This window comes from Bacillus cereus group sp. MYBK108-1 (assembly GCF_051917185.1).
GTDB lineage: Bacteria > Bacillota > Bacilli > Bacillales > Bacillaceae_G > Bacillus_A > Bacillus_A cereus.
This window is the reverse complement of record NZ_JBQAHZ010000010.1, coordinates 39,759-52,545: the sequence shown is the minus strand read 5'-3', so window position 1 is coordinate 52,545 and position 12,787 is coordinate 39,759. Positions and strand designations below refer to the sequence as shown.

The window sequence follows — 12,787 nt, the reverse complement described above, 5'->3', positions numbered from 1 at the left end:
TTTGTTTTTTTAACTCCACTACAAACAAACGTGTGTTCTTTTTTGGTTTGAAATGGGACCATTTTGTTAACATGAATATTCAAAAATAATTTTTTCAAGTTAGAATATTCAAAAACTTATTTATGCAAACAAGCATGTCATGATAACATTTAACAAAAGGGGGTAGAAGTAGATGAGTGTTGACATTATTTCTAAAGAAGAAATCACACAATTATTAAACGACTGGTATCAAGCTATGATTTCACAACGTGTATTACAGTCTCAGAAAATAAAAGAAGATATTGCAAATAAAATCAATAATATTAAGGAAGACCAAACAATATTAGTCTACTACGCTTTATTGAATGCACGGTATAAACTGCTAATTCGGGATATGGATAGTACAAAAGATATTCTGGACAAAATCGAGCCTTTACCAGAGTCTACAGAAACATTTTTAGAGTACTATCATCATTTATTTAAAGCAATTTACGCTATTAATAAAGCAAACCATAGTGAAGCAAGAATGCAATTTGAAAAAGCTGAAACGTTTTTAGAGTACATGCATGATGAAATTGAAAAAGCTGAATTTAATTATTGGGTTGCAGTCCATTACTATCACGTATTAAAACCGATCCTAGCAGTTCAATTTGCTACAAAGGCGAATGAAGTATTTTCAATTAGTCCAGGGTATGAATTAAAAACTGCAGCATGCTTAAATACTTTAGGAATGGCACACATTCGACTAAATGAATTCGAAAGTGCAGAGGAATATTTACTTTCAGCACTAGGTACCTTCCAAAAATCTAATGATGAACTTCTTATTAAACGAGTTAAGCATAATTTAGGACTTTTATACGCAAGTCAAAACATGCCAGAGTTAGCAATTAAACACTTAGAGGATTCATTAGAAAATAACGCTAAAACTATGTTTCTTTTAGCAAGAGAACATTTTAAGTTAGGTTATAGTCATATCGCTAATGAATATATTGAGAATGGCTATAAGATTAGCGACTTATGTTATCGTCATCATTTCCGAATTTTAAAAGCAGTACATAACTATGTACCGCAAGAAGAATTAGAAAATGTGGTTATAGAAGGTATTTCGTATTTTGAAAAAGAAGAATTATATGATTGGGTAAAAGAATATGCTTCTCTTTTAGGTGAAATATTCTATGGTTCAGAAAATCATAGAAAAGCAAGCAAGTATTTGCACATCGCTTTAGATGCAGACAAAAAGAGCATAGAAAGAAGGGCGCTAAAATGAAAAAAGCAATCTTATTAATGATGATGTTATCCGCTGTTTTTACTTTTGGTCTTACTAATGCAAAAGACATACCACAAAACGAAGCAATTGAAGTGTTTATGGATCATGGAGAACATATTTAAAACCTAAGGAAGAGGGCGCTTATAGTGTCCTCTTTTTAATATCTATTATTTATATGATGAGGTTGCAGGTACGTCTTTTGGTTATTGTTTGATAAACGTAAGATGTTTCTAAAAATGTGTATACAAAGGTGTATTTTTGTACTGTATATGTTCACGTACTATATAAAAAAGTATGAAAATCTATAAAAATAATTATTTCAATAAAATTTGTTTTAGATATTAAAAAGTGCCAAAATCCTTGTGGTATAAGGGGTTTGGCACTTTTGTGTTTTTTATATTTTATCAAATAAACAACCCTTAAAACTGCTCATTCTTTTCCCAAGATTCAACGAGATAGTATGGAAAACCTTATCATATCAGGGTTTCTAAGTGATGATTTTCCTCGATGCTCACATTTTGCTCACATTAAATCTTTTCATTTTTTATCAGACGTTTTCATTAGATTTTATTATGCTCTCGAAGTTTTCCGCTGCTTGTTGCTGCATGTTCTGTGTGATATGACTATACTTGTCTAAAGTCATTTGAATAGATGAATGTCCTAAACGATCTTGTACGATTTTAGGATGTTCTCCAGCCTGAAGCATAAGTGTAGCATGAGTATGTCGTAAGTCGTGTATACGAATCCGAGGAACACCAGCTTTTTTATAGTGATCATTCAAAAAGCGATGAGGAGCATCTATATGTAAGGGCGAATGTATCGTATTGCCGGTGAAAATAAACGCCTCTTCATTCAAGTGTATACCCCAACGGAAAAATTCTTTCTTTTTATAGGAGTGGTAGGATTGTAACTTTCCTATAACAAAAGAAGAGATACTAATACTTCTATTTGAGGACTTAGTTTTTGTAGCAGCTTTAAATAGTCCTTTTTCTGTTTTTACAAGTGATTTATTAACCAGGATACGTTTATTATCAAAGTCAATATCTTTCCACGTTAGTGCAAGTAATTCTCCACGTCTCATACCTGTATAGATTGCAAGTAAGAAGAACATATGGTACTTAATATTTTTTTCTTTTAGATACTGGAGGAATCGATTACATTCTTCACTAGACCATGTTTTCATCTCGCCTTGCTCTTCACGTGGTTTTTTTACTTTATTCATTATATTATCATGTATGATTTCCCATTCTACTGCATGTTTGAATATGCATCTGAAGCAGCGATGTATATTGCTGATTGTACCATTTGACAGGCCTTTTTCTTTAAGTTTAGCATAGTAGCTTTGAATCATTACAGGTTTAATACTTTTAATTTTTTTATAACCAAATGGGGGAAGGATATAGAGATTTACTAAGCTCATGTCTTTCTCATAAGATGTAATTTTTAATTCAGCCTTACGAAGAGGCTTTAACTTTTCCCATACATCTAAAACAGTTAATTGTTTGTCATCAAAATATATTCCTTTCTCTATCTCTGTAATCATCGCTGCAGCAGCATTTTGGGCTTCTTTTTTTGTTCTAAATCCACTTTTACTTTTTTGCTGGCGTTTTCCTGTGGCCGGATCTATACCGATATCTATTGTAAAAGACCATGTATTTCCACGTTTACGAAAACTTCCTTTCATAGTCAACACCTCCTGAATCGTTATTTCTAAAAATTACAGTATTTTGATATTTGATTTTGTAATTTACTTGCTAATAATTGATTTTTATAACGTAAAAGCCTTTTTTCAGCAAATTTTGTTGTTACATTGAATTTTTCTGAGATTATATATGCTTTTAACTGTAGGGGAGGAATCTTTCGTAACATAAAAGTAGGTACACAAAACTGTTGTGCGAAGTTTTTAGCCTTTGCTTCTTGATAATCTAGAAACATTTGATGCATTAATAATTGATTACCAGAATGAAAGAGAATGTGACAGATCTCATGGCCAAAATCCTCCCATTGTTCTTGCTGAGAGATACGATTATCAATAACTAAGTTAGAGATTTGATTTCGTTGCATTGCATGACTTCCAAACGGAGCAAAGTACAGCAAAATGTTTAGCTTTTTCGCAATCTCCATCATATCAATTTGCTCGGGAACAAAAATAGATAAGGATTGGTACAAGTGCTGGATATAGTCTTCAAGTTGTGTTGTGTAGTAGGGTTGCGATTGAAACATAGTTTCACTCCATTCGTATTATAAGAACGTACGTTCTTATAATATAACAAAAATGATAAACTTGGAAGGATAGGAAAAGGAGAGAGTAAAAAAGTATGAAATATGATAGACAGTTACTTATATTATATTTATTGCTTATAAGATTTTAAAAAGTTAGATTGAGTAGGAAGCCCTTCTAAAATATATACGGTATTAACTTTCTATACATTGGAAATTACAGTGAAATATATATAAGGCATATCCTTTATTATTCTAATTGTGCAATTAATAATCTAAATTAACATAAAGAGAGGAGGCAGATGGCCAACCTTTTCTTTATGTTCAATGTGTTAAAGTTGTGTAATCTTTGAAAATACATCTCGATAGGCAGCGGGTAAAAAGCTTAATACAATGGAAAATAGGAATAAGCCAATACCTACAATCCCTAAAAAAATTATTATTTTAGGGATTGTGGATTCAAAACATCCCCAACAAATTTGTACTAATACAATTCCAAAATAGATTATAGTTAGAGAAACCATAAAGAACATACAAATTAAAAAACCAGCAAAGAAAAAATTAGGGGCGTATTGTAGGTAGATAAGAGATGGTATACTGAAGACTCCGAAAATGGTAACAATACTACTAATAATGCTTAACTTATCGGCAGCTGATCCGTCTTTAAAATTTGTTTTGAGTCTTTGTAAAAAATTCATTATAATATCCTTTCTGCTTAATAAATATTTTATTATATATAATATAATAAATTAAAAGTGAAGAATAAAGCACAAACAAACATATAAATTCCATAGAGATAGGTCGCCGGATTTATATATAAGACTTTCAGATTGTCTATGGAATAACAGAATAGATAAGTTTATTTAATCAGTGGTAAACTAGTGGATAGTAGTATTATATACTGTAATGATTATAGATAAGAGGGTGTGTTTAATGGATAGTTATAATTTTAGATTTAGAAGAGGCATTAGAACGGCATCTAGTGAGCAATATGATATTTATTATATGAATGAAAATATAGGTGAACTTCACATACAATTTATGAAAGATAATTCTGATGAAATATGTAATTTAATTATTACAAAAGATATTTCAATTACTGTCAAGGAAGAATTAATTGAAGAGATTATAAATACAATTATAAGTAATCCTGAAGATTTTTTTGTAATTAATATATTCATTGGAAATTTTGAAGGTTCGGTAATCAATACACCTCATCCGGATGGTATGGTAGCTAAACAAAAGGATTTGTCTAAGTTTTTGAATACATATCAGGTGGCAAAAGGACAATTAGCTGAGGGAGCAGCTATAGATTTTTTTAAAAGTATGAACTATCAAGCTGAAGAAGCACCTCCTAACTATGATCAAAATTTTAAAATTGATATATTAGCTGAAAATGAAGAGGAAAAATTATATATTCAGGTGAAATTAGGGATGATTGCAGATAAAGAAATAGGGAAAGTAGTAAAAAATGTATCTGTGTTGGAAGATACAAATAAAAATAAGGTTGTTTGTATTGTTGCTGAAAGATTTCCGGTAAAAGCAGAGAATTTAAGGAGAACACTAGAAGAACAATATGGTATGAAAATTATGTACATCCATAAGTATCAAATATTAGAAAATTCCCCTAAATATAAAAGAACTCTAAAATAAGTTGTTAGGGAAATAATTAAACATAAAGAAAAAAAGTTAAGTATAAGAAAATCGTAATAAAGTATGTATGCTCATCCTTTTTATTTAACTATTAAAATACTTTATCATATAACCCTATCAAAGAATGGTGCAATAAGTAGGGCTTTTTTGTTTCGAGATGTAAATTATAGTAGGAGTTGAATTAAAATGGTAAGTCGATTAATTGATTTACAGAATGTACAATCTAATGCTCATTCAAATCGAATTGAAATAACTGATGATGAAGAGGATAATTTAAGATTAAGTAATATAAAACTAATGAGAAGTAAACTGGTGAATTTAGGTATGAAACATGCTGAGTTTTCTACATGTGCAATTACACAGACTCGTCTGGAAAGGTGTTATTTACGTAAAGCGAAATTTGTAAATGTAGACTTTACTGGATCCACCTTTGAAGATTGTGATCTAGAAAATGCTAATTTTAATTCATGTAACTTAAGATATGTAAAATTTAGAAATTGTAAGTTGAACCTTAAAGAAATTCTAGGGTGTTTACCAACAGAACCAAATTTAAAGGTAGCATTGTTAAAAGAATTAAGAAAGAACCAATTAGATTTAGGCGATAACAAGTCTAGTGATGCAATATTAGTAAAGATATATGATACAGAAAAAGAATTACTGTTAGAAAGAGTAATGTGTAGGACAAGTTATCATAGAAACAGAGAAGATCTAGTCTCGAGAGCTGGTGCATTATTCAATTACATTATGCTGCAGATGAATGATTTCATTTGGGGATATGGATTGAAATTGTCTCGATTGTTTAGAACAGCAATATTAACGATTCTTATGTTTGGTATGTTAATCTATTATTTTACTGATAAGGATTATTTAGCTGTAACAGCAAGTGGAAATATCCATACCAAATTGAATTTTTGGGAATCTCTATATGCTAGCTATACTAATTTTACAACTGTTGGATATGGTCATTACACACCACTTGGAACGGCAAGTATACTATTGTTTGCAGTTGAAAATGTATTAGGATTAATTTTTATTGGATTTTTAGTTTCGGGCGTATATAGGAGGATAGCCAAGTGAATAAAAGGGATGATTTTGAGGAAATTAAGGGACTATTAAGTATTGTTCTTTTTGGTTCAAAAGCAAGAAAAGATGAAGATGATTTTTCAGATGTAGATATATTTTTGTTGGTTGATGATGTTCCGCAAGTTCGAATAACAGAGATTATTAATTTAATAAAAACTAAATTACCATTTAATAATATAGGTATTTCTCTTTATACGATAAGTACATATAGGCAGTTACTATTAGAAGGTTCTATGTTTTTATGGCATTTAAAACTTGAAGGAAGAATTCTTTACACAAAATCCGATCTGAATTTATATAATGGCCTAGAACCTTTTACTAATTTTAAAAAGAACTATCTAATATATGAAAATCTCTTTATAAGTGCAAAATCGAGTTTGCAAAAAAACGGATTGAATGAATACGATCTTTCACAATTATTCTTTATTTGTAGAAATATATGCCTTCTTACATGTTTTAAATTATCCAATCCTACATTTGGTCGGATTTCTGTATTTGATAATTTAGTAGGCAGAATAGGGTCCACGCCACTTAGTCGAGATAATTATATTTATTTATCAAAGTGGAGGTTAAATTATACGAGAGCAGTAGGATTCCAATTAGATTTTCCAACAGAAGTAAAGCTTTTAGAAATTTTGAATGAAATAGAGGCTTTATTTACTGTTTGTAAAGAAGCTTTAGAAATAGGAGGACAAAATGATAGAGAAATTACCAGAAATGAAGAAGTTCTTAGGAGAATTGAAAACAGATAATACTGTAGTTTTTGATTTACAAAAAGTAAGTTTATTTGAAAGAGAGTTATATTTATCTATTCAAAGTGTACTAAGTAAAGAATATAATATTCGTTTGGGTGGTTTAACCAATCGCCATCATATTGAGTTTCTAGAGCATTTAGACAAGAGAAACGTATTAATAGATAGTGATATTAAGAGATTAGTTGATGCAAGTTTTAAAATCTATGACATTATTCATAAAAGAAATGAATCTTTAGGGTATGGTCCTACAAAATCAAAGAATGTAGATAATGAGAATGTAATTTTATTAATTAACTCTATTAGAAGCTATATTGAGCAGTTTGAAATAATAGCATAGGAATCATTTTAAAGTAACTGCAAATAAATAACCGTTAGAACTGTTTTACAGATTCTAACGGTTATTTTATATAAATCTCAAGGAAAGCATCTCTCTTGAACTTTGCTTGTTTAATAATTGATTCCCATTTAAAATAATAATCTGCTGTTTGAGCTTTAACTTCCTTCTTAGCTAGTATATCTTCTTTTTTAGTATGAAACGAAGTGGTGACTTTGGTAATTCCCACTTGAGTAATTTATTTGAGATTTGATTTTTGATTCTATTTTAGAATGGTAGTCCCAAAACACTCTCCAGTTTATATAAGAACTGGAGAGTGTAAAAATGTTATGTTTTTCTTTGCTATATGTCCCATCGTTCATATTTATTTTTGATTTTTCTCTCCTTGCATCAAAAACTCCCAAAAACGTTTTAATTCCTCGCGTTTCTCAGGGGAAGCCTCTTTAATATTTTTAAACCAGAGACCTAGTTCTGGATCATTTATTATGGCATCTATGTCAGATGATTTAGTTTGCTTACAATTAGATACTCTGCCTAATAAAAAATCAGTAGAAACTGAAAAAAGATTGGCTATCTTCAATACAGTCTCCATAGGTGGTTGTTTAGTGTCATTTTCATATGCAGTATATGTAGTACGAGCAACACCTAGTTGATTAGCTACATGTGTTTGTGTCCATTTAGCGTTTTCTTTCTTTTTCTCTTCTCGTAAACACTTCAATTTTTCACCAAAAGTATTCAAAGTAGTCACCACCATTATATTTAAATCTTACTTTTAATTATAAACGAATTTTTGTGTTACTAATAGTAACTTGAATAATTGTTCCTAAAGGTAACATTTTTATTGATTTGTTCCTTAAAGTAACTTATAATCTTGTTAAGATGTTCTTTTAAGAAACAAGGAGGTCATAATATTGAGAGATTGGTTAAAAGAATTTAGATGTGTAAAAGGTTATACGCATGAAGATATTGCAAATAAATGCAAAATATCTAGAAGTTATTACACTCATATTGAAAATGGAACAAAAACACCTTCTGTAGAAATAGCTAAAAAAATAGGGGGAAGTTTGAATTTTGATTGGACATATTTTTTTGGGAATCAATGTTCCTTAAAGGAACAAATAATTACATGAAGAGGTGGTATATATGATTAATTTCGACATTGAATCATTTCGCAGAATCATCCGAGAAGAAGTTCAAAAAGCAACCGAACATCTTCAACCAATGAAAGAATTACCACCATTTTTAACTATTACGGAATTAATGGAACTGTTACATATCAAACGTACAAAAGCATCTGAGTTATTAAACCGTTCTGATTTTCCAGTATGTCGTGAAGCAGGGGTTCTTATTCCTACACACCTTCTTTTTAAGTGGATGGAGAATCACACTGAATGGGTAGAAAACAATACTGAGTATTACAATCCATTTAAAGAATCCGTCTAATAGTAAATTACCATAGTAAGTTGTCACAAATAAATATTGCTTTAGGTACGAATGGGGGAAGTAAACGATGTCCATAGGAAAAGAAGTTGCTATGGCACGAAAACGAAAGGGAATCACCCAAGAACAACTCTCCTTAGAAATCCCCGTGAGTCGTGAGTCACTAGCAAAATATGAAACTGAACAGCGACGATTACCAGAAGATTTAAGAAAATGCATTACAGAAGGAATTGATGATCCGCAGTTATTTTTTAAAATGTGGAATGAAGCAACAGGTCATGTAAGTATCCCATTCTTTAATGGAGAGCATATAGATATTCATCCTACAAGCATGAGGTACATGGTCAATCAAGAAATAAATGAAGCTTTGAAACAACTCGATACGGTATGTTGGTTTAAGCCTTCACAAACTTGGTCCGAAAGTGAGAAAGAAGATTTGAAAAAGGTAATGCATGTAGTCTTGGATGCTACAGGTTCAATGATGAGCCTCGTAGCGGTCCTATGTGATCAATATGGTATTTCAATGAAAGAAGTCTTTAAGTACTGGAAAGTATCATTACGAGCTAGGAAGTATATAAAAGCTTAATTTAATTATTTTATTGGGGAGGTTTAAGTTATGAAGATTGATTATGTAAGTCCAACTTTAAATCAATATAAAGCTCTAATTCGTAAGGAAGCAAATTTATATGGTGATATTCGAATTGCATCAGTTTGTGGAGACTATAGGAAAGCAAAAAACTTAAAGCAAGAGAAGAAGTTGATGGAGATAAGAATTCGAATTATAGAAGCAGCTTTCGTTTTGAAAAACAAAAATAAAAAAGAAAAGACTACCGCATAGCCCGCGATAGCCAAGAAAATTAACATATGAATTATAGCATACTTCAATTTAATGCGACAAGCAATTGTGCTTGTCGTTATGATCAGAAAGTCTGAGCCCCATCTTTTAAGAGGTTCTGCTTTTTCTTTCTGTTCATAACGATGCGTACAGTATCAAATTAATAGAAATGAGGAATAAGTCATGAAATCAGAATGTAATCGTCTGTTTGATTTAGTTCTACCAGGGGATTTTACCTTTGCGAATGAATTACATAATTGCATGGTTACATGTATTCATAACATGTTCAATGCTGGTTCATTAGATGAAGCAGATCATTGGGAGAAGGAATTAAATAGATGCGCAAAAGAATTCAAGAGCCTTCGTAATGAAAAAGAGGAACATGAAATATCTAAGAGTTATCGTGTAGTTATTAAAAGGTTTCAAGAAAAGGGGATTAATGCATCATTAGTTAGTCGTAAAAAATAAAAAATAAAAAATAAAAAATCTATCACTTTGCAGAGTGATAGATTTTAGACTCTAATAGAGAGTCTTTCTAAAAATTGAATTGGAGATTAAGTATATCAAAGCAAACCAAGTAAAACAATGGAGGATGAATAATATGGCAGTTTATAGACCTGTTCAAGTTTCATATTGGCAAGATGCTTTCGTTTTAGATCTTACACCGGAGGAGAAATACTTCTACTTATACTTAATGACTAATAGCAAAACTTCTCAGAGTGGTATCTATGAGCTTCCATTACGAGTGATAGAAATGGATACAGGATATAACCGTGAAACGGTTGAAAAGCTGTTAGAGCGTTTTGCTGATTACGGGAAAATTCATTACAACAAAAAGACGAAAGAAATTATGTTGATTAATTGGCTTAAATTCAATGCTATTACAAATATGAATATTGAAAAGTGTGTGTTAAAAGAAATCCAGAATATTAAGTGTGAAGATTTTTTAATTGATTTTTATGAGACATGTTTAGATTTAGAACAGCAGCAAGATTTTAAAATTCCTCGTATTAAGGAATACTTCCAAGCTCGTTTTGAGTGGCTTATAAGGGGCTTCGAAGACCCTATGAAGGAAAAAGAAGAAACAAAAACAAAAACAGAAACAGAAACAAAAGAAAAAGAAGAAACAAAAACAAAAGAAGAAGCAGCAAGCTGCTCAAGAGATAAAAAAGTTGCAGAAGAAAATCCAATAGCATTTTATGAGCAAAATTTTGGAGTTCTTAAACCATTTGTAGCAGAGGGGATTACCGCTTGGATTGATGATCTAAATGCGCAGCTTGTTATTAAAGCAATGCAAATAGCTTTAGAAAAGAATGCACCTAATATGTCTTATGTACAAGGTATTTTAAGAGATTGGCATGCTAAGGGGTATAAGAGTATTACTGATGTTGAAGCTGCACAAACTCAATTCCGTAAGAAATACCAGTCTCGTGGTGGGAGAAGTAATACTAGAAAAGAAATCGTCCCTGATTGGTTACATACTCAAGATACAGAAGTGCAATCTCAGCCTGTAAAGCACGATGAAATGGATTTAGAGGGTGAACGTAAACGTTTAGAACAAGTGTTATCTAAATATAAAAAAGAGGCTTAGGAGGATTGTAATGCCAAAGCAGTTAACAATATTTGATGTTGAGTCTGTAGTAGCATTCGATACTGAGAAAGCACATATTCATCGATTAAATTCTAAAGTTCGTTTTACGGACATAGTTGTTCAAGTACCAAAGCAAGTAAGAGCTACTGATGAATTAAAACCAACAACAGCGCCAAATGATCAGTATGAATTATTTGAGGAATATACAATTGGGATTTGGAGATTTAAACGAGTGGAAGATAAACAGTTCGAGTGGGAAGAAGCGGAGGAGCTTTGCAAGTCTGCGAGAGATAATAAAGAACCGATTTCAATACGACTTTATTTATCATTAGAACAATCATTTATTCCAGAGAATGTTGTGCAGTATTTATAAGCAAATAAAAAAGTCGAGATTGCTCCCGACTTGCTTCGACAAAATAATCATAACATACGGGAGTGGTCTTAATGGGAATTATTAAAGAAAATCTTGTAGAAATGAAAGCTGAAATAGATTTGAAAATAAACGGAATATATGTTGTTAAAAATGGTCAGGTCCAACTAATAAAACCACCCCAAGGTGGATTTGGTGAACAATCATTTGTATATCAAAGTGGAAAAGTTATTCGTATGGAAGAACGAAAAACACAGTTAATTTAATGGAATTTGAATTTTATTAAATTATAAAAGTCCCTGTAAGTATCAAAAGGGACTTTAGGTTAATACAATTTTGCTTAAGCATTAAAGTGTGTTAACAAGTAGTGCTCTAATAGCACGAGGTCCTATAGTGCTACTATCATCATCTGTATCAGATGATCTACTTGTGATGATGAATAGGCTATACTGATATGTTCCTGGAGGTGGAATATCTACCCACATGACAGATGGATTTACGGTTATTCGTGGGACTTGGTTAACAAGTGCAGAGAAGATATTTTCATTTCCAGTTGTAATTGTATTTCCATCTCTTAATAACCTAATTTCAACACCTGCACCAAACTGGGTCGCAGAGTCGGTAGGGAAGAAGTCTCCTGTAGCAAAAATATCAAGTACGACTATTTGTCCAGGTAATACAGTTATAAGGGGAAGATTTAAAGTAGGTGTGGTAAATACAGGTACAGGTTCATTGTCACCTGTAAAAAATACATTAACTATGCCAGCCGATCCGGTGCCGCCAGTAGGTCCAGTAGGCCCAGTATTACCAGTAGGTCCGGTGTCGCCGGTAGGTCCAGTAGGCCCAGTATTGCCAGTAGGTCCGGTGTTCCCGATAGGTCCAGTAGGCCCAGTATTGCCGGTAGGTCCGGTGTTCCCGGTAGATCCAGTAGGTCCAGTCGGTAGTGTGAATGGTGGAATAGCTGGTAAAGTAGGTCCGACTAAATTAGGATTTATTGAAGCAGAAGATAAAAAATCGTCCATTATATTTTCACCTCTAAAAAATTCGTATTACTAATAGTAAATGTGAAGATAGAGTAAAGTGAAATGGACAAACGAGGAATTAGGCAATGGGATTTAAAAAAATCGTTATTTGAATAGAAAAGGGGCAAGCAAAGATAAAATACGACCGCTCCTTTTATAGGAACGGCCGTACAAATATCATGTGCCGGAGGTCGCTCCAAATGGCATAAGATGTTTTCTCTAAAAAGTACGGAAAAGA

At 31.7% G+C, this 12,787-nt stretch carries 19 protein-coding genes; 14 read left to right on the top strand and 5 right to left on the bottom strand.

Annotation, left to right across the window (positions count from 1 at the left end; all coding sequences use genetic code 11):
* Positions 1-172 precede the first annotated feature (172 nt).
* Entirely contained in the window at positions 173-1,246 is a 1,074-nt protein-coding gene (locus tag ACTFSL_RS15725) for a tetratricopeptide repeat protein (protein ID WP_440042009.1), read from the top strand.
* The gene (locus ACTFSL_RS15720; RefSeq protein WP_000709201.1) at positions 1,243-1,368 is read left to right on the top strand and encodes an aspartate phosphatase; all 126 of its coding nucleotides are present in this window, start codon (positions 1,243-1,245) and stop codon (positions 1,366-1,368) included. Before ACTFSL_RS15725 ends, ACTFSL_RS15720 begins: the two co-directional genes overlap by 4 nt.
* Before the next feature lie 425 nt (positions 1,369-1,793).
* Here ACTFSL_RS15720 and ACTFSL_RS15715 read toward each other — a convergent pair whose 3' ends face one another.
* The 3 genes from ACTFSL_RS15715 to ACTFSL_RS15705 all read right to left on the bottom strand — a co-directional run bounded on the left by ACTFSL_RS15715 (position 1,794) and on the right by ACTFSL_RS15705 (position 4,164).
* Positions 1,794-2,930, bottom strand: a complete 1,137-nt coding sequence (locus ACTFSL_RS15715; protein WP_440042008.1) for a tyrosine-type recombinase/integrase — start codon at positions 2,928-2,930, stop codon at positions 1,794-1,796.
* 26 nt (positions 2,931-2,956) lie between these two features.
* Positions 2,957-3,469, bottom strand: coding sequence for an ImmA/IrrE family metallo-endopeptidase (locus tag ACTFSL_RS15710; protein ID WP_440042007.1), 513 nt, complete (start codon positions 3,467-3,469; stop codon positions 2,957-2,959).
* A 329-nt stretch (positions 3,470-3,798) separates the two neighbouring features.
* Positions 3,799-4,164 (bottom strand): hypothetical protein, encoded by a 366-nt coding sequence (locus tag ACTFSL_RS15705; RefSeq protein WP_440042006.1) that lies wholly within the window; start codon positions 4,162-4,164, stop codon positions 3,799-3,801.
* Between the two features lie 235 nt (positions 4,165-4,399).
* Here ACTFSL_RS15705 and ACTFSL_RS15700 point away from each other — a divergent pair, with 235 nt between their 5' ends.
* From ACTFSL_RS15700 to ACTFSL_RS15685, 4 genes are all read left to right on the top strand, one after another.
* On the top strand, positions 4,400-5,119 hold the full coding sequence (locus ACTFSL_RS15700) for a hypothetical protein (RefSeq protein ID WP_440042005.1): 720 nt from the start codon (positions 4,400-4,402) through the stop codon (positions 5,117-5,119).
* A gap of 186 nt (positions 5,120-5,305) precedes the next feature.
* A complete protein-coding gene (locus tag ACTFSL_RS15695; RefSeq protein WP_440042004.1) occupies positions 5,306-6,196 on the top strand; it encodes a pentapeptide repeat-containing protein in 891 nt (296 codons plus the stop codon).
* On the top strand, positions 6,193-6,954 hold the full coding sequence (locus tag ACTFSL_RS15690) for a nucleotidyltransferase domain-containing protein (protein WP_440042002.1): 762 nt from the start codon (positions 6,193-6,195) through the stop codon (positions 6,952-6,954). The genes ACTFSL_RS15695 and ACTFSL_RS15690 overlap by 4 nt, the downstream gene beginning before the upstream one ends.
* The gene (locus ACTFSL_RS15685) at positions 6,899-7,294 is read left to right on the top strand and encodes a hypothetical protein (RefSeq protein WP_440042000.1); all 396 of its coding nucleotides are present in this window, start codon (positions 6,899-6,901) and stop codon (positions 7,292-7,294) included. The genes ACTFSL_RS15690 and ACTFSL_RS15685 overlap by 56 nt, the downstream gene beginning before the upstream one ends.
* Before the next feature lie 361 nt (positions 7,295-7,655).
* Here ACTFSL_RS15685 and ACTFSL_RS15680 read toward each other — a convergent pair whose 3' ends face one another.
* Positions 7,656-8,030 carry a helix-turn-helix domain-containing protein gene (locus tag ACTFSL_RS15680; protein ID WP_440041998.1) on the bottom strand — a complete coding sequence of 125 codons (375 nt, stop codon included), beginning with the start codon at positions 8,028-8,030 and terminating at the stop codon, positions 7,656-7,658.
* A 172-nt stretch (positions 8,031-8,202) separates the two neighbouring features.
* Between ACTFSL_RS15680 and ACTFSL_RS15675 the strand changes: the two genes are divergently transcribed.
* The 8 genes from ACTFSL_RS15675 to ACTFSL_RS15640 all read left to right on the top strand — a co-directional run bounded on the left by ACTFSL_RS15675 (position 8,203) and on the right by ACTFSL_RS15640 (position 11,793).
* Positions 8,203-8,421 carry a helix-turn-helix transcriptional regulator gene (locus ACTFSL_RS15675; protein WP_440041997.1) on the top strand — a complete coding sequence of 73 codons (219 nt, stop codon included), beginning with the start codon at positions 8,203-8,205 and terminating at the stop codon, positions 8,419-8,421.
* Positions 8,422-8,434: 13 nt separating this feature from the next.
* Entirely contained in the window at positions 8,435-8,734 is a 300-nt protein-coding gene (locus ACTFSL_RS15670) for a helix-turn-helix domain-containing protein (RefSeq protein ID WP_000606757.1), read from the top strand.
* Between the two features lie 67 nt (positions 8,735-8,801).
* Positions 8,802-9,317 carry a helix-turn-helix domain-containing protein gene (locus ACTFSL_RS15665; RefSeq protein ID WP_098134315.1) on the top strand — a complete coding sequence of 172 codons (516 nt, stop codon included), beginning with the start codon at positions 8,802-8,804 and terminating at the stop codon, positions 9,315-9,317.
* Positions 9,318-9,347: 30 nt separating this feature from the next.
* Positions 9,348-9,569 carry an RNA polymerase subunit sigma gene (locus ACTFSL_RS15660; RefSeq protein WP_368506217.1) on the top strand — a complete coding sequence of 74 codons (222 nt, stop codon included), beginning with the start codon at positions 9,348-9,350 and terminating at the stop codon, positions 9,567-9,569.
* Between the two features lie 180 nt (positions 9,570-9,749).
* The gene (locus ACTFSL_RS15655; protein WP_044797199.1) at positions 9,750-10,034 is read left to right on the top strand and encodes a hypothetical protein; all 285 of its coding nucleotides are present in this window, start codon (positions 9,750-9,752) and stop codon (positions 10,032-10,034) included.
* 133 nt (positions 10,035-10,167) lie between these two features.
* Entirely contained in the window at positions 10,168-11,157 is a 990-nt protein-coding gene (locus ACTFSL_RS15650) for a DnaD domain-containing protein (RefSeq protein ID WP_440041996.1), read from the top strand.
* A 10-nt stretch (positions 11,158-11,167) separates the two neighbouring features.
* Positions 11,168-11,530 (top strand): cell division protein SepF, encoded by a 363-nt coding sequence (locus ACTFSL_RS15645; protein ID WP_440041995.1) that lies wholly within the window; start codon positions 11,168-11,170, stop codon positions 11,528-11,530.
* Between the two features lie 71 nt (positions 11,531-11,601).
* Complete coding sequence (locus ACTFSL_RS15640; protein WP_257116027.1) at positions 11,602-11,793, top strand: DUF3954 domain-containing protein; 192 nt, start codon at positions 11,602-11,604, stop codon at positions 11,791-11,793.
* Between the two features lie 81 nt (positions 11,794-11,874).
* On the opposite strand, the gene ACTFSL_RS15635 is transcribed toward ACTFSL_RS15640, so the two are convergent.
* Positions 11,875-12,549: a collagen-like triple helix repeat-containing protein gene (locus tag ACTFSL_RS15635; RefSeq protein ID WP_257116028.1), complete on the bottom strand. Its 675-nt coding sequence runs from the start codon at positions 12,547-12,549 to the stop codon at positions 11,875-11,877.
* Between the last annotated feature and the right edge of the window lie 238 nt (positions 12,550-12,787).

Bases quoted from the DNA above. Each gene is read 5' to 3' on its own strand.
- ACTFSL_RS15725 (WP_440042009.1), top strand. From the start codon at position 173: ATGAGTGTTGACATTATTTCTAAAGAAGAAATCACACAATTATTAAAC.
- ACTFSL_RS15720 (WP_000709201.1), top strand. From the start codon at position 1,243: ATGAAAAAAGCAATCTTATTAATGATGATGTTATCCGCTGTTTTTACT.
- ACTFSL_RS15715 (WP_440042008.1), bottom strand. From the start codon at position 2,930: ATGAAAGGAAGTTTTCGTAAACGTGGAAATACATGGTCTTTTACAATA.
- ACTFSL_RS15710 (WP_440042007.1), bottom strand. From the start codon at position 3,469: ATGTTTCAATCGCAACCCTACTACACAACACAACTTGAAGACTATATC.
- ACTFSL_RS15705 (WP_440042006.1), bottom strand. From the start codon at position 4,164: ATGAATTTTTTACAAAGACTCAAAACAAATTTTAAAGACGGATCAGCT.
- ACTFSL_RS15700 (WP_440042005.1), top strand. From the start codon at position 4,400: ATGGATAGTTATAATTTTAGATTTAGAAGAGGCATTAGAACGGCATCT.
- ACTFSL_RS15695 (WP_440042004.1), top strand. From the start codon at position 5,306: ATGGTAAGTCGATTAATTGATTTACAGAATGTACAATCTAATGCTCAT.
- ACTFSL_RS15685 (WP_440042000.1), top strand. From the start codon at position 6,899: ATGATAGAGAAATTACCAGAAATGAAGAAGTTCTTAGGAGAATTGAAA.
- ACTFSL_RS15670 (WP_000606757.1), top strand. From the start codon at position 8,435: ATGATTAATTTCGACATTGAATCATTTCGCAGAATCATCCGAGAAGAA.
- ACTFSL_RS15665 (WP_098134315.1), top strand. From the start codon at position 8,802: ATGTCCATAGGAAAAGAAGTTGCTATGGCACGAAAACGAAAGGGAATC.
- ACTFSL_RS15660 (WP_368506217.1), top strand. From the start codon at position 9,348: ATGAAGATTGATTATGTAAGTCCAACTTTAAATCAATATAAAGCTCTA.
- ACTFSL_RS15655 (WP_044797199.1), top strand. From the start codon at position 9,750: ATGAAATCAGAATGTAATCGTCTGTTTGATTTAGTTCTACCAGGGGAT.
- ACTFSL_RS15650 (WP_440041996.1), top strand. From the start codon at position 10,168: ATGGCAGTTTATAGACCTGTTCAAGTTTCATATTGGCAAGATGCTTTC.
- ACTFSL_RS15645 (WP_440041995.1), top strand. From the start codon at position 11,168: ATGCCAAAGCAGTTAACAATATTTGATGTTGAGTCTGTAGTAGCATTC.
- ACTFSL_RS15640 (WP_257116027.1), top strand. From the start codon at position 11,602: ATGGGAATTATTAAAGAAAATCTTGTAGAAATGAAAGCTGAAATAGAT.
- ACTFSL_RS15635 (WP_257116028.1), bottom strand. From the start codon at position 12,549: ATGGACGATTTTTTATCTTCTGCTTCAATAAATCCTAATTTAGTCGGA.